The sequence below is a fragment of the Microcoleus sp. PH2017_34_RAT_O_A genome (assembly GCF_020737885.1).
Taxonomy (GTDB): Bacteria; Cyanobacteriota; Cyanobacteriia; order Cyanobacteriales; family Microcoleaceae; genus Microcoleus.
The window spans coordinates 1-16679 of record NZ_JAEQDD010000017.1 but is presented as its reverse complement, the minus strand read 5'-3'; the positions used below and the strand labels follow the sequence as shown (position 1 = coordinate 16679).

The window sequence follows — 16679 nt, the reverse complement described above, 5'->3', positions numbered from 1 at the left end:
GGGTTTTACTCCGCGATCGCCTAGTTAGGGCTTTTTAGGAGAGGGAGAAGCACCGCCTGCTGGAGGCTTGTCTGCCCCAGGAGACTTTTCAGCCCCAGGAGACTTTTCAGCGCCAGGAGTAGCCTTTGGACTTTCCTTTGGTGTTGCTGGAGCAGAAACAGGAGGAGGAGTAGTACCGCCACCAGGAGTGGGGCTAGCGCCACCGCCACTGCCGGCATCACCGCCGCAAGCGCCGAGGGCTGCTGCAATGCCAATTACCAAAGTCAAACGAATTAATCCCTTGTTCATAAACACTCCTTAACATTCAAAACCCATCGCAAGGAAGGGAATAGTGTACTTGAGAAACAATGCTGGCACGAATAGATCGACGATTCGCTCGTTGATTACAATACTGCATTTATTAATAAATTTCACATTGATTCTGGCGAACCGGCAAAAAATTCATTTTTTTGGCAAATCTAGAAGTCAAAGAGACCAGTGGTAGGATGGGTTGGTTGGTTTGTGAGGTATCTTTGGTAAGGATAACCGAGATTTCCAGAAATTGGCGATCGGCAACCGCAAAAACTCCTAACCTCACTCAAGCTGAAGCTGCCCTCTATACGTATTGGTGAACTCTGTCAGTAACCCAGCCCTAAACGGACTGAGCTTGTAAGAGAAATCGAGCAAGCTGTACTGACCAGCCTAAGTCTTAACTGACTACGTTATTTGGGTCACGACACTCCTTGAATGCGACGCTAGTTTTCCGCTCTGTCGTTGGTAGTTAAACAGTCTTAAGGTCACTGAGACAGTATTGCCAGCCTAACAAGCCCTTATAACATTGACCGACAAGCGAACATTACCCGGAAGGGATTAGGAGACAACCAGATCTCCACGGAGGGGCAACCATACCCCTCCAACCCCGAAAGGGGCAGATAAAGATTCAAGGCGATTGAAACCGCTCTTGGAGTTTTCCTCTCAGATCTAAAGATACTGAGTTTCCCACTTACCGAGTGTTTTTTATGACCGCTGCTATCAGATCCCCTGATTCTCCTCGTCGCTCCCGATCGACCGGCAAGCCCACCACAGACGCCGCCAAAAGCAAAGTTACTTCTATTGCCCGAGCTAGACGGGCAAAAACTGGGCCCCAATTGCCTAACTACTCCCCAGCGGACGAACAGGCCAAACCTCGCGCGCAAGGATCGGTGCTGAAAGTGATGCCCGATCGCCAGTCGCATCCGATGTGGCTGCGATCGCTCCTGCGGGTGGAGCGCGCCTCCTGGGCCGCATTGGTGCTGCTGTTGGGCGGCGCTCTGACTCTCTACGGTTTGACTGTTTACGGCGAGCAGCGCTGGAGTCAAGAGTATCAAAAGCTGGAAACTCTGCGCCGGGGCGAACAGCAGTTGAGTGCTGCTAGCGAAGTCTTGAAACACCAACTTGCTAAAGAAGCTGAAAATCCAGAAACCGGTTTGGCTGCACAGAAGCCTGCGGACACGATTTTCTTGCGCCCGGCCCCGGAAAACCGATCGCCCGGTGCGGCGGCACCAAATTCCGAAGAACCTGCTCTCAAGAAGCGATCGGGTGGGGAAACGCCGCTGGGCTATTGAGGCAATGTCGATTTTAGATTTGAGATTTGAGATTTTAGATTGACTCGCAGCGCCGTGAATCTGGAGGCTTGAATCTTGAGTCTAAAATTTGGGGATGCACAAACATTGTCTGTCGGAACTGCGGTGCCCGTTTTTGGGCAATGTCAACGCGGAGATGGCCCTCTTGGGGATGTGTCCGAGGGTCTTGCTTCGGGTTTGATTTTTGTGAAAGTGCCGATCGATTTTGGCCCTACCTACCCTCGGTTAAAGTTTTCAAATATTATTTGAAAATAATAAAGAGAAGTTCAAAAAAATAATGCTACAGTAAGCAGCAAATCCCAATTTAATATTTATAAATTATTCGCAATTCTTCAATTATTCAATTCATAAATCTAAAATCTAAAATCTAAAATCTAAAATGGTAGAACTTGTTGGTGAATTTGGAATGCTATGAGCTACGATCCCCGTTTTGACCGCTACAGATCGCCGAATTTTAAACGTCCAAAAGCGTCGAGCGATTCCCTACGGGATAGCTACGCTTCACGCACTTGGTGGGGCAAACCAGTCAAACCCAGAGTTGCGGCTACGGCTAGCAGCCCGCCTCGGCCACCCCTGGAGCGTTTAAAACGCAACAAGTTCCGCTTGTGGGTTGTGTGGGTGGTGTTGATGCTCGGGGGGCTGGGGCTGGCTGTAAATTTGTTTTATTTGCAGGTGACGCGAGCTCCGGCGCTACGCAAACAGGCTCTTCAGCAGCAAACTCTCAAAACGAAGCCGTTTGTGCCGAGACGCCCGATCGTCGATCGCACGGGAAATGTGTTGGCGATCGACAGACAGGTGTACACTCTCTACGCTCACCCGAAGTTGTTCAAGCACTCGAAGGCGGAGATTGCTGCTAAATTGGCTCCGATGTTGCCGATCGAAGTAGCCCCTGGCAATACGGCGGAAACTGAACTGCTGCGAAGGTTTAATCTGGCAGAAAGTGGTATTACGATTGCTAGTTCTTTGGCTCAAGAGGTTGCCGATCGCGTGGGGCAGATGCAAATTAAAGATAGTCCCGTGGATGGGCTGGAGTTGGTGCGGCAGCAGCAGCGTTTTTACCCGCAGCAGGAGTTGGCGGCGGATGTTCTGGGTTATGTGGATGGGGAACGGAAGGGACAGGCGGGGGTGGAATACAGCCAGCAGAATTTGCTGGAACGATCGATGCCGTCGATTCAGTTTAGTAAGTCGATCGACGGACATTGGCTTCCCGATCGACTGACGGCGGGTTTTGTGCAGCTTGATGACTTGAAATTGCAATTGACGATCGACAGTCGCTTGCAGCGGGCGGCCCGGATTGCTCTGAAGGAGAAAATGCTGAAACACGAGGCGAAGCGCGGCGCGGTGATTGTGATGGATGCCCGCAACGGGGAGTTGCTGTCGGTGGTGGCTGAACCTTCCTACGATCCGAATCAATATTTTAATTTCGATTTGTCGCGCTATAAAAATTGGGCTGTAACTGATGTTTATGAGCCTGGTTCGACTTTTAAACCGATTAATGTGGCGATCGCCCTGGAAGCCGGTGCGGTCAAGCCTAACACTGTGTTTAACGACGAAGGTCGGATTTATATGGATATCTGGACTATCCAAAATTCCGATTACAAACAAGCAGGCGCCCGCGGCCCTTCGACTGTTACGGAGATTTTGAAACATTCTAGTAATGTGGGGATGGTTCACGTAATGAACACGATGAAATCTTCTCTTTACTATCAAGCTTTAGAAAAATTGGGACTGGGACAAACTGCGGGTACAGATTTGCCTTTTGAAGTAACGAGTCAGCTTAAAAATCGAGAGCAATTTATTAATTCTCCGGTGGAAGTTGCTACTACTGCTTTTGGTCAAGGTTTTTCGATGACTCCGATGCAGTTGGTGCAGCTTAATGGGGCTTTGGCTAACGGTGGCAAGTTGGTAACTCCTCATGTTGTGCGGGGACTTTTCGATCGCGAAGGTCAACCTTTTTGGAAGTTGCCGAGGGCTGTTCCGAAGCAGGTTTTTTCGCCACAAACTACCAAGAAGGTTTTGGAAATGATGGAAACTGTGGTGGATGGTGGTACGGGGAAAGCTGCACAAATTCCTGGCTATCGGATTGCTGGGAAAACGGGGACGGCTCAAAAAGCTAGTGCTGGTAGGGGTTATTCTGATAAGGCGATTATTACTAGCTTTGTGGGGATCATGCCTGTGGAGGCTCCTCGGTATGTGGTGCTGGCGGTGATTGATGAGCCTAAGGGTGGTGGTACGGGGGGAGTTGTGGCGGCGCCGATTGTGGAGTCGGTGATGGAGGCGCTGATTAATATTGAGAAGATTGCGCCGAGTAAGAAATAGGAAGCAGAAATCTTGGCGGTTGGAAACCGCGTCTACACAAACGATGTCCGCCTCCGCGGACGAAGAAATATGGAATTTGAGAAATCTTGGCGGTTGGAAACCGCGTCTACACAAACGATGTCCGCCTCCGCGGACTAAGAAATATGGAATTTGAGAAATCCCGGCGGTTGGAAACCGCGTCTACACAAACGATGTCCGCCTCCGCGGACTAAGAAATATGATGGAATTTGAGTTGAAATTCCCGGCGGTTGGAAACCGCGTCTACACAAACCATGTCCGCCTCCGCGGACGAAGAAATATGGAATTTGAGAAATCCCGGCGGTTGGAAACCGCGCCTACACAAACGATGTCCGCCTCCGCGGACGAAGAAATATGGAATTTGAGAGAAATGTGCGATTGACTCTTCAACCCGCGGAGGCGGGTTTTGTTTGTGTAGACGCGGTTTCAACCGCCGGGATTTTGGGTTGATCGGTGATATATCGATCGCCGAATTCGATGTAACTGAATTCAGTAACAGAATCTATTTTTGTTATTGTCTGGATTGGGTTTTCTTTGTCTTTCGGAGGTGCGTGTATGTCCTAAAAGTGTGGAGATGATGACGCATCGATCGCCTTTTGGAAGATTTGGATGAGATAGTGTGAGGTTTCCTTTTGCTAGAATGCTTGTGAGGCCGCATTCGTCAGTTTTGTTATACACTGGGCAACCTTGGTAATTGAACATGGCTCGCCAGACTGTTCCATTTTCTTTTACTTCATTTGTGTTCTCATTGACCTTCCGCAATGTTGTGTCATTTTGATTTATCCTAATCTGATATTCTAGATTTTTCCATTGGTTGGCTGGTACTTGGGCTGGTGTAATCTCGGCTTTGTGGACTGCTACTTGTAGGTTTTCTCCTACTTGCTTGAAGCTGGATTGCCATGCAATTTTGTCGCGTTTGGCGTTGCTTTGGGCAAGTTCCATTGCCCAATAAGCCCGATCGACTGATACCTTCAAACGCTGGTTGTTGATGAACATTAGCCAAGAGGGGCTGGCGATCGCACAAAATATCCCCAGTATTGCGATAATTATCAATGTCTCAAGCATTGTAAAACCGGCGTTAGGTGCTGTGGATCTGCGTTTGGGGGTTTTATTTGTTGACACGTAAGTACACTCAGTGATTTTTTGTTTAAAAAAAATAGCTGGAAGGCTCTATTTTTGTTGGGAGTATTTTAACTTTGAGCGTGGTTACTGTATAGGTCGCTTAAATAAAATTTACATAAAAAATTAGGATCTGGTAGGGGCGGTGTGGATGAGGATCGCCCTTTGGGAGAAATTGCAGGTATTGATGCGATCGCCCGCTGTGGATGAGAGCTTGCGGGGCGGCTAAATTTGCGATCGTACTAATGCTCGAAAGGCTTTCATCGCGACGTTTCTGCCGGCTGTTTTGCTTTGTTCGATATACTGGGGGATGAGATGGGCGATCGGGAAGCTGGGAAATTGGAGACTGCGATCGGCCTTTACATATTTTCCATCTTGCAATACGCTAATTTCCAGCTTGCGGCCGTTGTAGCGCCACAATTCGGGAACTCCTAATGCTTCGTAGTTGTTGAGCTGAGTGCGGGAGGTGAGGTCAATTTCGATTGCTAAATCGGGAGGTGGATCTGTCTCTAAATCGATGCGGTTTTTGCCTCTGACTGCGGCTTCGTTTTGGATGTAGAAACTGTTGTCGGCTTCTACTCCTTGAGCTATTTTTGCATTTTTGAATGTGGTTGAACCCAGCGGCCAAAATTCTATATCTAGTTCTTCGAGGAAAATTTTTAATAAGTCGCCAATCAGCACTTTGTTAACTTCGTGTTCCATGCACGGAACCATGATTTCTAATGTTCCTTTGCTATATGAAAGTCGGGATGAGCGGTTTTCTCCCAGTTCTGCTAAGATGGTTTCAAACATCTGCCAGGTTATGTCTTTTAGCTGTAATTGATTTCCTGGTTGGACTGATATTTGTTTTAGTTCTAGCTGCATAGTTTGTATGTTTTAATTAGATTATAAATATAAAATAATTTAAGTTAATAGATTTTAGCACTTCAGAACTTGCGCGGAATCCCTGTTAGAGATTACAAAATATCTAGGGGATTGATGGACAACCCTCCTTTGTACCAGAATTGTATTCTCCCTCAGCAGTTCGCATACCTCCTAGGAGAGTTTCCACAATTACGCACTGCTTTGTACCCCCAACAGCAGCAACTGTGACCACAAAAGGTAATTTTGGATTTTTTGAATTGTTTGGATCGACTATACCGTTGTAACTAAAAATAAGTTTTCGATTAGTATCCTTAGTGCATGCACCATTAACACAGGTATTACCCACAGAAAGAGGTTGAATCTGTCCGGCTTTGATTTCGCCTCCACCATTTAACTGCTGTGTAGTACCACCGGTAGCTAATGGCGGGCTAAACGTGACTGTTGGTGGGTCATCTGTATTGAATGTAATTTCTCGATCGCTCTTAGTTCGTTTGGCTTCACTTTGTGCAGTTCGCAAGGTTTGGAAAACTCGATCGTTCACAGTGCGGACTCTTTGTCGGTTGATGAAGCCCAGCCAGCCCGGAGCTGCGATCGAAGCCAATATACCTAACATAATCACTACGACCAGCAATTCTAAAATGGTGAACCCTGCATCGCCCTTTATGGATGCAATCTTTTTGTAATTGGGGTTGTTTTTTCTTGCAGAGTTCTGCAAAATTTTTAATAATATTGGGGTTTTCATTGTAATTTCCTGTTTTTATCCAACACAAGCGCACTTAGTAAATCAGTCTCAAACACAAGTTATTTCCCTCGCGCTCCCAAGCCTTGTACTTGAACGCTTGCTGTTGGGAAAAATGCCGATCTTTTGGCATCATAATTAGCATCGGTCTGAAGGCGGCGGAGGCTATTTCCTCTGATAGTAACTCTGGCTAAATTTCTAGCAGTATCGACGCAAGCATAGAAGCTATTTACGTTACCCGGAGCGGGTATTCTGAGCGTTGTTTCTAGAATTGGTGTTGGCGTAATCCCTGTTGTGATGCTGGGATTGCCAAGAGCTGTCTGGCATTCTGCTGGGTCAGGTACTGGAAGATTTGCTATACTGTGGTGGACGTAATTAACTAATACCTCTGGGGAACCCCAAGCCTGGTTTAATGTCACATTTTGAGTGGGCTTTGTCAAATCAAAACCTGGGTTAAAGGCTGGACTCCGATCTTGTCCGGGATTTAAATCCGTAAAGTAGCGCTGTAATGGATTTGGATTTATCGAGTTATTATCTCGCACTCCGTCCTGAATTTGATACCGAACAATACGGGTAGGACATGGGGATCCTGATGGCTGACACCAAATAGAGTTAGGATTTGTTTCTCTAATCTCGTAATATGCAACTAATGCTAGAACATAAATATCATTGCACTCACCTGCTTGATTTGGTTTTGCTTCTGGATTACAATTCTTTGGTTGAGCAGTCAATGCAGTATTAACAGGAAGAGAATTCTTGAGCTGCTGTCGCTTCCAGAATACAAGAATAGGGGTTTCATTTGGGGTTTGAGGGGGAATGAAATTTGTCAGGGCAGCGATGCCTGTAGCGGTAGTGGTGGGAGTGCTCACAAGAGTGGGATTATTATCATAAATATAAATAGCTTGACTCAAATCTTGGGCGATGAAATCAACGGCAGCCTGAATGTCCTGCTCGGTGTTTGACTTGACTTGCTCCCTTCTGTCAGTATTGAGCATATCGACTACAAACGCTAGCATCGGCGTGATGATTAAAAATGCGATCACCATTCCGATCAACAGCTCGATTAGGGTCATACCCTTTTCTGTTTCAGGTGGATCGTAGCGGTTTTCTTGGTACTGAGTTTTGAGAAGCAACCTGAGTAAACTTTTCATTTTGACTTCTTCCTTTGCCAAATGACAGGGAACATTTTTAATATTGAAGGATGAACTTTCATTATTACTGACAGCTATTTGCCCCTGGGAGGCGCGAACAAAGTGATCGATATGCAGATGCACCTCCTCGTGTAGTAGGAGGAATTTCTGTTTTCATTACTACCAAAGGCGCTTGAGGATTGCCAAGAGCAGAATTAGCAACGGATTGCTGTTCCTTTGTCATCGTGCCGACAGTGGCATCGGCTCGGTAAACACGAACAGTCAAAGCATAGCCTGTATCTGTGGGGAGAGTAGTTCCTGTATTTGGACGACGAACACCCTGAACAAGAAACTCTTGGCTGCCAGCACAACCAGGCTTGTCATCTAAGTTTACGCAGTACAAAACGTTAAGGTCGGTAGGAGCGGCAGGAGTGGCAGGAGGAACGGCAGGATCTGAAGTAGGAAACCCTGGCGGGCTGGCTGGGATTGAACCGGCTGGTCGGATCGCCCCGGTTCTGAGAGCGTTGATGTAGGCTTTGGCCGCTTGCGTGGCCAGTTCCATCCGTCGCGCTTGTACGCGAGTCGCTACTGAATAAGCCATGACAGGGGCGATCGCAATCATCAACACCGACACTACAATCATCGCTACTAATGACTCGATTATCGTGTAGCCGCCATCTCGTGACTGGGATAAATTTTGCTGTTGTTGTCGCTTAGTCATAAATAGGACTCCAGTAATTGCGCGGCGGAAAGTTAGAGCGTTAAGTGGGGCAGTTTGACGGGCGCAAGGAAGTGAGAACGTTGCTCCCGCCGTTTGCCAGCGTAGAACACATCAAAGTTGTTACCCACTCGTCGTTTCGAGAGACTTCGCGGAAATACTCATCTGGACTCGGCCTTGAGGGAGGAGTAGTGAACTTTTGGGTAAATAAGTCAGGTGGCTGAGATAGCAGACCAACGTCAAAACCCCAGTTCCGAGCCGGAGGGTTAAAGAATGGAACGCGACCTCCAGTGCCAATGCTAGCGTTAGAAGTTCTGTAAAAAGCATCTGGAGCACCGCCATTATAAGCGGCAAACACTGGAGCCGGGGCCGGTGGCACCGGGGCCGGGGCTGCGGGTGGTGGCTGATCGAAAAGACTTCGCAACTGAGTATTTGGATTTATAAATTGCGGAGCTAGCGGATCGATAATCGGACTATAGGGCGCGGTGCTGTACTTACTGCGGTCGAACTGGATAAAAGCACCCTGGATGTTTGTGGCAACTGCGCCGAATCCCCAGTTTTCCAAGAAGCGAGGCAAGTTCTGCAGACCACCGTTAAAGTCACCGGCGACAGGGCCCAGCGTTCGTGAAGGAGTGTCGTTGGAGCCTGCAATCAGATTAAAAGTTGTCCCAGCAGCCTGAGCCGGTGGGAGCCATCCTGTAGCTCCCACGAGAGTTGTCCCTGATGGCTTGGGAGCAATTTGTCGAGCTCCTGCTGGCGTTGCATCTACCATAGTTTGGATTTGCAAGACTGGCATCAGCAGTGGCTGCGAGCCATTATTGGGTACGGGTGGCGCACCGTTGAGCCAGAGTGACGATCCTGTTGCTGCTAGAACTGGTAGCGGTGCACCTGTGCCGTCTATCCGGCTGGGGTTGAAGACATACGGGAAATTCCCTGAACCGTAGGTTACGTTGTTACTGCCAGGCGTTGCCGTCGCAAACCACAGAGAATTAGTAAATGTTGTCCTGGCCGCATTAGGAGTAGCACCTGTAACATCAACAGCAACAACCTGGTTGGTGCCATCCACCCCAAATGGCACTGGAGCAGCCGTGTTTGTCAGAGCAAAAGGCGCAGCAGGGTTTCTTTGAAAAGCAACCCTGCGGGGGAAGCGCTGCAATTGTGGCTGTGGAGGAATAGCTGTTGTTCCCGCAGGATAAGCGGCTTGAGTTACAGCTTGACCAACAGTTGCACGGGTCTGAGCTTGCGGATCGACATACCAGTCGGCATCCCCACAGGCAGCCACCGGCAGTTTTCTACAAACTTCCATTACATACTCTGGGAAATTCCCGCGCCTCTGAACAGGGGTGGCAAAGTTATTGAAGTAAGAGCTGCTAAGAGCGTTTGTAGCCTGTGCAAAATAGCTGAAGTCAACAAGGTCTGTGGGCGTTGCTGGTATGCCGCCAGTATTTGAGAATGCGCCGCTGGAGAGTCCGTTCGTCACAAAGTTGTTACTGTAAAATCCTTGTTGTTTGCGAGGCAATACAGCAGCAGCACCTGCGTTGTTTCTCAGGTCGAAATCTCCTTCGTTGCGGAAGCCAAAACGATAACTTCCAGAGAGTAAGTTCACTGAATCTGCCAGTACGTTGGCGGGACGCCAAGTGTCGCCGACTGTACACCTACCATTTAGTCTGGGGTCGTTTGGGCGACAAGCAAAGTTTGGATTGAGGTTGGCGGCTGCGCGATTGTAAAATGTACCCCAATTAAAAGGAGTAGGAGGAACAGTAGGAGTGCCAAACTCTTCTTGAGTGTGCCTGTTGAAATCTCCTTGAATATAGACAGGCAAATTAGATACTAAAGTCAGTCCTTTTTCTCTAACCACGTTGTTCACAGTGGGAGGGAGACCTGGAATTCTAGCTAGCTGATCGCCGTTAACAAGCAGAATTCCGTTAGGCTTGCGAGTTGGGTCGAGTAGGGAGTCCGTCGGGCTAACTGTGGCACTCCTTCCTTCATCTATGCCTGCTGTACTGGCTATGCGGGCACTACGATCGGGCAGAGCGTCATCTCGGCTGGCATATATAATCCCGCTGTATGGCAGTAAAGAATCTCCGGCAATTGGGAGGCTCCGCAATTGGTTGAGGTCTATTTGAGTGGCGCGAATTTCTAAAGGTTGCCGTTCTTCTAAGGGCTGGTTGTAGTTCCCCGTTAGATTTGCCCGTTGTGTTGCTCCAGTTAGAGGACTGCTGATGGTAAAGGCTTCGTTAACGTTGGGGGTAGTCCAGTCATCACGATCGATCGCCTTGATTTCTCTAGCATTCAAAAAGGCTACTTCTTTGATAGCTCCGTGAGGAATAATAGGATTCAATCCGAGGGGATTTTGTAAAATCTCTAAGGCGCACATCGTAGAGTCGATCGCCGATTTGTCAGCCAACTTGCGATCGGCCGGTGCTTTCATCAGTGCATTTCTCAAAGGCTCGTTGGCAAACCGACCGTCAGGAAAAACGTAATTGGCTTGTTTTTGTAGTAAATCAGTGGTGCTAGCACCGCCTAACAAGCCGTCTGCTCCCGGAAGTATTTGTGGATCTTGCGTGCGATCTGTTGTCGGTGGCCCGTAGACTAATCCATTATTAGAGCCAACTTGATTTCCGGGAGTCCCTAACGTCAGATCGCCACTGAAATCCTGCCCTAGTGTAGTTATATTTCTTGCTGTGGAAGCGGTGCTGGGGTCGTAATAGCTGCTGACACAGGCAAATGGCCGAACGGCATTGAGATTTATTGGTTTTACAGTTGGATCGTAACCACCGTTTTGCGCGTAGTGATAAACGGCTGTCGCCCGCATCCGCAAATCGCCCTTGGCATACTGAGGAGTAGTCGGGTCGATGGTGGGAGTAACAGTAGCAGGCAGTCCTGTGGGCGGTAGCCCTCCTGGCGGGATAGCCGTTCCAGCGGCTGGGGCTGTTGCTACCAGGGGAACCCAATTGGCAGCATTATAAGCGCCACCAGCACTATTGTTATAAACTTGAGACCCCAGTCCGAGCGGCGACATCGGCATTGTATCGGGCCAAACAACCGGATACGTCTCAGGAGCGGGAGTAGTTGGGTCATCGTAAGCATCTGCTGCGCCATTTCCCAATAACGCACCAGTTAAAGGATTGATCCAAGTAGGGGGTGGCAGAAAAGAATTGGTGCGCTCGTAAACCCCTGCACTGGTAATTACCCGAAGACCGCCAATGCCATCCAAGGGATTTTGAGGTATTTCGGCTGCTGCTCCTTCCCAGAAACCGCTGCGGTCTGTGGCTCCTACGTCAGCCAGCTTTGTCACCTGAGGCGATCTGGTGCGGATATCGCCTGCTGGAGCCGTTGGATTCCACCTGCTACCTAAGATTGTTTCTGGCGTACTGATAAATTGGTTTTGAGTGTTGTCCCATCTGATGGCTGGTAGGTTATTGCCTGCGACCACACGATCGCCCAGCAATAATTCTTCAGGAGGCGGTGAGCCATCTGGTTTTGGTATTGTTGTTGCTAGCTGATCTGCTAGGGGTGTGAGACCGGTTGTAGCATCCGGTATCATCCATGCGTTGTTTACAGGTCGCAGAGTATCATTGGTTCCTGTAATGGGCAACGTGTTTGGTGGTGTTGGACTCCAAGGTAGACCGAAGTTGCCCGTTGCGCTCTGCGTAGCTCCTACTCCTATAGGTCCTACTTCTGCAAATGGGACTTTGCGGAGCATCTTTTTAAAATATTCTTGCAGCGCTTGTTCTCGGGTTTGGGTGGTCGGTTTCCGCTGCACTGAAAATGGGTCGGTAGGCTGGACATCGGGGTCAGGCAAGCCAGTCGCGGGTAAGGGTGGTCCCATCTGTGCTGCTACTAGCAAACCGAGGCGAGCAGCATAGGCTTGGTTGTTGTACAGTGCCTGCATACTGTCATTGCCAACGGATTCAGCAGCCGGACCAGTATTTTGAATTGTTGTAGCGGCAGCCAGCATGGGAGCTTGTCTATTGCCTGCTGGGAATTTTCGGAACAGATGCACGCCCACGGCATTCCTTCGTCCGTTATCGCCCGACCAGCCATTGATTACGTTGCCTGCAACAACAACTTTGCTATTTTCTTGTTCGTAAAAACAAGAATCTTCGCTGCTGACTTGATATAGTTGTACGGTATTTGGGTTATTTAACCCTGTTACCAACAAATTACTATTTGTGAAGATCCGCCCGTTTAGATTCAACGCAGGCCCGGGTGATATATCCAAGTCGTCTTCATATACAACTGCGTTGTTGCCTAGGGGAATCCGACTTTGGTCTTGCTGGTATTCAAGAGCCGATATGCTGGTAGTTCCTGTAAAAGCTTGAGAATTGGGTGGCAACCCGCCCGCTGCGATATCTTGCTGTGTTATTGGTACGTTTACCGTGTAAACAAAGAAACTTTTTTTAAGTTTGCCATCTATTTTATACCAGCCCGAGTCTCCTACCAAACTAGCGACAGTACCTCCACCCTGCAAGCAGTTAGGACTGAGACCTTTCACCGACATCGGTGGCGTTCTGGCATCAAGTGGCTTTCTCCCCCTTGCGAAATTACCAACATTTGCGCCAGTAGATAGGCGTGGAGGATTTCTAAAAAATATTCCATATAGGGTAAAAGTGTCAAATGTGCCGTCGTTGTTAGTATCGACGGGATATCTCCAAGCTGTATTTATGGCTTCACTTTCTTGTGTTGTACCGTTGACCGTTTCAAGCGGTGGTTTTTTTGCATCGGTGGCATTAATCAGAGTCGCACCATTGTTGACTGGAAACTTAATTATTAAACGCTCTTCGTCCCCAAAGCTATAATTATCAGGAGCAGCTCCTATATTCGCGCTCGCCATCCTCAGGTACATTTCTGCATCGGAGGGAGTAGCTGTCGGTCTTTGGGGGTCTTCGTACAGCATGAATTGAATTTTCGCTTTCGCCCGATCGAGCGCGGGGGTTGCGGCCGCCAGCACCTGCTGGTTGACGCGCACGTTGCGAGCCATATTCGCCCGATCGAACGATCGCAGGACGATCGCCACAGTCAACAAGATTACTACCAGCAACACCATCGTCACCGTCGGCAGCACAAACCCCGCCACCGGCAACTTTGCCCTGCGGCCCATAGCCATGAGGGCTTGCAGCATTGCTCTCATCAGCCGCTTCGCCCCGGATCTGGTAACACCAGCAATCCGCCGCAGCAGAGATACGATAACTTTGGATAATTTGCTCTTAAACATTGACGCCTTCCTGAATAATTTCAGAGATGGTATTGCAGGTAGTTACTGCTGGACAGTACGATCCCATTCTTATAGTTCCCAATTTCCACAACATCCATATCAGCCCTTGCAAAAATTCACAAAATGTGTAATTCCACTGAAGAATAAAATCGACAAACCCGCAATGAGGTTTGCTGCCGATATATTTTCCCCGAAAGATTTGCCCCGCAAGGATTTGGGTTCGGGAACTCCACTCTAGTCTAGTTCGATCGAGATGTCAGTGCCCAGCGGCCTAGTCAAATAGAGGAGACAGCAAATAGAGGACACGTTCATTCAGTTGACAGTTGACAGTTGACAGTTGACAGTTGACAGCAACCTCTACCTGGAAGTCCGAGGATTGGAGTAATGAATCGTCTTCTTTTAATTTCTACGCCAAACGGAGAGGCTTTCAACGAATTATTTCTGGTAATGCCCTTGCCCTACCCAAAAACGGCTATAAAAGTGCGATCAAATTTTGGTTGTTGTGCGATCAGTCACCCGTAGGGAAACGGCACTCCCGTTGCCTCTTCCCACCCCATCGGGCGATCGCACTAACGCTGTACTGTACATAAAAGTGCGATCGTCCGCCAACAAATATCAAGCAGCAGCGGTAGCATTTGCTTGCAGAGGCTCGATTTCCTCCGGCGCAGCGTGACGGCGCGCGTCATTAAAACTGCCCGCAGCCAGCCAATTAGGATTTTGGGCCGCCTCGCAACCAATCACGTAAAGCGAAGATTCGTTAAATGCAGCCCAGAGAGCATCGCAAGCCTGTTTATCCATCAGCGAATCTGCGATCGGGCGATCGTGAATCACAGCAAACAAATCAAACTCGTTGCGTTTTGGATTCCACTGGTATTGCAAACTAGGAGCATAACCCATTTCGATCAATTGTGCGATCGCGCGATTCCCTACGGGATAGCTTCGCTTCACGGGCGTATATCCATCCAAGTGCACCCGATTCAGATAGATAGACACTTGGACATACTCATCTTTTGGAGGTAGCAGTCGGTAATTCAAGTTAGTCATCATTATTTGTCTCCTCAAATATCAAGCAGCGGCGGTAGCATTTGCTTGCAGAGGCTCGATTTCCTCCGGCGTAGCGTGACGGCGCGGGTCATTAAAGCCCCAAGCAAATAACCAATCGGGGTCAGCGTGTCCGCAGCCGATCGAATATATCTGACTGTGCCTAAAATGTTTAAAGAACTCCTGACACTTTTCGTCAGTCATCAGCGACTCATCTAGCGGCAAATCATGAATCAGGGCATACAAATCAAATTCATCTCGTTCTGGATTCCATTGATAGCGCAATTGTGGACTGTAACCAAGTTCGCTCAGCTTTGCCAAAGCCTCATCAGGGTTAGCGTAGCCGTCTAATCGAACGCGGTTGAGACAAACCACTACCTGAACGTGGCGGTACTTTGCGGGTGTTAATCTATATTCGGTCATGAGTTTTTCCCTCTTTTCTCATCACAAGTGTAATAGGCTCTCCCGGTTACGTCCGAGTGTCTCGTTGCTTCGCGATTTTGTTTTTCGCAGCGTTTAAAAGCTTCTGCGTCACTCCGGGCATAAAAAGGTCTGTCCGGGTTTTCCGCTAGTTCGGCTTCTAAATCCTCCCAAGATTTCTCAGGGTTATTTGGGTCTCTCAACATTTGTCTCCTCAGTTTTGGTGGCCGTCTTGATGCGCTAGGGTTCAGACTCTGGCGAGGTTGCTTGTATCTCTAGCCACTGCTTCATCAGCAAACCAACGACTTCACTCATCGGTTTTTCTTGAGCCGTACAAGCTAGTTTGAATTGCAACTTTAGCTTTTTGTCTACGTAAACGCTCAGTTCAGCCATGTCAGGTGGAATTTTTTTAGCCATATCTCTCAAACGCGCATATCTGCATTCTCGCATCTGGCGATCGAGAAAGAGTTACTACGTATTGCGCGCAATCTCGTTAAACGCAATAATAGCACGATCGGCTAAAAAACCACAACCGCGCGGAGTTAGACGATTCAAATACAGGACACGGCAGTGCCGTTTCCCTACTAAAAACCGTTATATTGATCCACAGATATCATCACCAATCCATGAAACAACCCTCCAAACCCCCCGATTTCATCATCATCGGCGTCCAAAAAGGCGGCACAACATCCCTGTACAACTACCTGATCCAACATCCCCAAATCGCCCCCGCCGCCCAAAAAGAAATCCATTATTTCGACCTCAACTTCGACAAAACCCCCGACTGGTATTATTCCCAATTTCCCCAAGCACAAAGTGGGGAACACCTGCTAACCGGAGAAGCCAGCCCCTACTATATTTTTCATCCCCGAGTCGCCCAGCGCATTCACGATTTATGTCCGAAAGTTAAAATCATCGCCCTGCTGAGAAACCCAGTAGAACGCGCAATTTCCCACTATCATTACTACATAAAAATTGGCTACGAATCGCTATCTCTCGAAAGTGCGATCGCCCACGAACCCGAAAGACTCAAAGGCGAAATCGAAAAAATCCTAGCGAGTCCAACCTACGAAAGTTACAACCACCGCCACTACACATATCTGGGCCGCGGCATTTACGCCGACCAACTTCCAGCCTGGATGCAGCTATTTCCCAAATCACAACTTTTAATCCTCAAAAGCGAAGATTTGTATGTTAATCCTTGCGGCACATACAACAGCGTGTTAGAATTTCTAGGCTCGCCGCCGCACGAATTAGAAACCTACGAAAAGTACAATTCCAACCAATATCCGCCGGTCAGCGAGACAGTATACGAGCAATTAAGGGCATATTATCGATCGCCCAATCAGAGATTAACTCAATTGTGCGATCGAGACTTCGGTTGGGACTAAAAGGTACGTAGTTGCGCTTCAGCGCTCTTTGAGAGATGTATCAAAATACGAGTAATTGAGGGAATACGATCGATCGCCCAATCAGAGATTAGCTCAATTGT

13 protein-coding genes are annotated in these 16679 nt (G+C 48.5%); 3 read left to right on the top strand and 10 right to left on the bottom strand.

All coding sequences use genetic code 11. From position 1 onward, the window contains the following. Positions 1–24 precede the first annotated feature (24 nt). Positions 25–288 carry a serine protease gene (locus JGK11_RS08325; RefSeq protein WP_293181399.1) on the bottom strand — a complete coding sequence of 88 codons (264 nt, stop codon included), beginning with the start codon at positions 286–288 and terminating at the stop codon, positions 25–27. A gap of 710 nt (positions 289–998) precedes the next feature. Between JGK11_RS08325 and JGK11_RS08320 the strand changes: the two genes are divergently transcribed. Together JGK11_RS08320 and JGK11_RS08315 are read left to right on the top strand one after the other, a co-directional pair. Next, the gene (locus tag JGK11_RS08320; RefSeq protein WP_293181402.1) at positions 999–1583 is read left to right on the top strand and encodes a hypothetical protein; all 585 of its coding nucleotides are present in this window, start codon (positions 999–1001) and stop codon (positions 1581–1583) included. Positions 1584–2012: 429 nt separating this feature from the next. Continuing rightward, complete coding sequence (locus tag JGK11_RS08315) at positions 2013–3920, top strand: penicillin-binding protein 2 (RefSeq protein ID WP_293211236.1); 1908 nt, start codon at positions 2013–2015, stop codon at positions 3918–3920. 507 nt (positions 3921–4427) lie between these two features. Here the strand turns inward: JGK11_RS08315 and JGK11_RS08310 are convergent. The 9 genes from JGK11_RS08310 to JGK11_RS08270 form a co-directional block, all read right to left on the bottom strand. Next, positions 4428–5060, bottom strand: a complete 633-nt coding sequence (locus tag JGK11_RS08310) for a type II secretion system protein (protein WP_293200962.1) — start codon at positions 5058–5060, stop codon at positions 4428–4430. Between the two features lie 222 nt (positions 5061–5282). Then, positions 5283–5921: a Uma2 family endonuclease gene (locus JGK11_RS08305; RefSeq protein ID WP_293211234.1), complete on the bottom strand. Its 639-nt coding sequence runs from the start codon at positions 5919–5921 to the stop codon at positions 5283–5285. Between the two features lie 103 nt (positions 5922–6024). Continuing rightward, on the bottom strand, positions 6025–6663 hold the full coding sequence (locus JGK11_RS08300; RefSeq protein ID WP_293208643.1) for a prepilin-type N-terminal cleavage/methylation domain-containing protein: 639 nt from the start codon (positions 6661–6663) through the stop codon (positions 6025–6027). Positions 6664–6722: 59 nt separating this feature from the next. Continuing rightward, positions 6723–7811: a hormogonium polysaccharide secretion pseudopilin HpsC gene (hpsC, locus tag JGK11_RS08295; RefSeq protein ID WP_293211231.1), complete on the bottom strand. Its 1089-nt coding sequence runs from the start codon at positions 7809–7811 to the stop codon at positions 6723–6725. A 64-nt stretch (positions 7812–7875) separates the two neighbouring features. Continuing rightward, positions 7876–8511, bottom strand: coding sequence for a hormogonium polysaccharide secretion pseudopilin HpsB (hpsB, locus tag JGK11_RS08290; RefSeq protein WP_293181420.1), 636 nt, complete (start codon positions 8509–8511; stop codon positions 7876–7878). A 40-nt stretch (positions 8512–8551) separates the two neighbouring features. After that, on the bottom strand, positions 8552–13726 hold the full coding sequence (gene hpsA / locus JGK11_RS08285) for a hormogonium polysaccharide biosynthesis protein HpsA (RefSeq protein WP_293211228.1): 5175 nt from the start codon (positions 13724–13726) through the stop codon (positions 8552–8554). Between the two features lie 615 nt (positions 13727–14341). Further along, positions 14342–14773, bottom strand: coding sequence for a hypothetical protein (locus JGK11_RS08280; RefSeq protein ID WP_293211226.1), 432 nt, complete (start codon positions 14771–14773; stop codon positions 14342–14344). 18 nt (positions 14774–14791) lie between these two features. Then, positions 14792–15190 carry a hypothetical protein gene (locus tag JGK11_RS08275; protein ID WP_293193554.1) on the bottom strand — a complete coding sequence of 133 codons (399 nt, stop codon included), beginning with the start codon at positions 15188–15190 and terminating at the stop codon, positions 14792–14794. Positions 15191–15427: 237 nt separating this feature from the next. Further along, on the bottom strand, positions 15428–15604 hold the full coding sequence (locus JGK11_RS08270) for a hypothetical protein (RefSeq protein ID WP_293193558.1): 177 nt from the start codon (positions 15602–15604) through the stop codon (positions 15428–15430). A 209-nt stretch (positions 15605–15813) separates the two neighbouring features. Between JGK11_RS08270 and JGK11_RS08265 the strand changes: the two genes are divergently transcribed. After that, positions 15814–16578 (top strand): sulfotransferase domain-containing protein, encoded by a 765-nt coding sequence (locus JGK11_RS08265; RefSeq protein WP_293198996.1) that lies wholly within the window; start codon positions 15814–15816, stop codon positions 16576–16578. The last annotated feature ends 101 nt before the right edge of the window (positions 16579–16679 follow it).

What these genes read in the sequence shown, in the direction of transcription:
- JGK11_RS08325 (WP_293181399.1), bottom strand. Translation starts at nt 288, where the DNA reads ATGAACAAGGGATTAATTCGTTTGACTTTGGTAATTGGCATTGCAGCA.
- JGK11_RS08320 (WP_293181402.1), top strand. Translation starts at nt 999, where the DNA reads ATGACCGCTGCTATCAGATCCCCTGATTCTCCTCGTCGCTCCCGATCG.
- JGK11_RS08315 (WP_293211236.1), top strand. Translation starts at nt 2,013, where the DNA reads ATGAGCTACGATCCCCGTTTTGACCGCTACAGATCGCCGAATTTTAAA.
- JGK11_RS08305 (WP_293211234.1), bottom strand. Translation starts at nt 5,921, where the DNA reads ATGCAGCTAGAACTAAAACAAATATCAGTCCAACCAGGAAATCAATTA.
- JGK11_RS08300 (WP_293208643.1), bottom strand. Translation starts at nt 6,663, where the DNA reads ATGAAAACCCCAATATTATTAAAAATTTTGCAGAACTCTGCAAGAAAA.
- hpsC (WP_293211231.1), bottom strand. Translation starts at nt 7,811, where the DNA reads ATGAAAAGTTTACTCAGGTTGCTTCTCAAAACTCAGTACCAAGAAAAC.
- hpsB (WP_293181420.1), bottom strand. Translation starts at nt 8,511, where the DNA reads ATGACTAAGCGACAACAACAGCAAAATTTATCCCAGTCACGAGATGGC.
- hpsA (WP_293211228.1), bottom strand. Translation starts at nt 13,726, where the DNA reads ATGTTTAAGAGCAAATTATCCAAAGTTATCGTATCTCTGCTGCGGCGG.
- JGK11_RS08280 (WP_293211226.1), bottom strand. Translation starts at nt 14,773, where the DNA reads ATGATGACTAACTTGAATTACCGACTGCTACCTCCAAAAGATGAGTAT.
- JGK11_RS08275 (WP_293193554.1), bottom strand. Translation starts at nt 15,190, where the DNA reads ATGACCGAATATAGATTAACACCCGCAAAGTACCGCCACGTTCAGGTA.
- JGK11_RS08270 (WP_293193558.1), bottom strand. Translation starts at nt 15,604, where the DNA reads ATGGCTAAAAAAATTCCACCTGACATGGCTGAACTGAGCGTTTACGTA.
- JGK11_RS08265 (WP_293198996.1), top strand. Translation starts at nt 15,814, where the DNA reads ATGAAACAACCCTCCAAACCCCCCGATTTCATCATCATCGGCGTCCAA.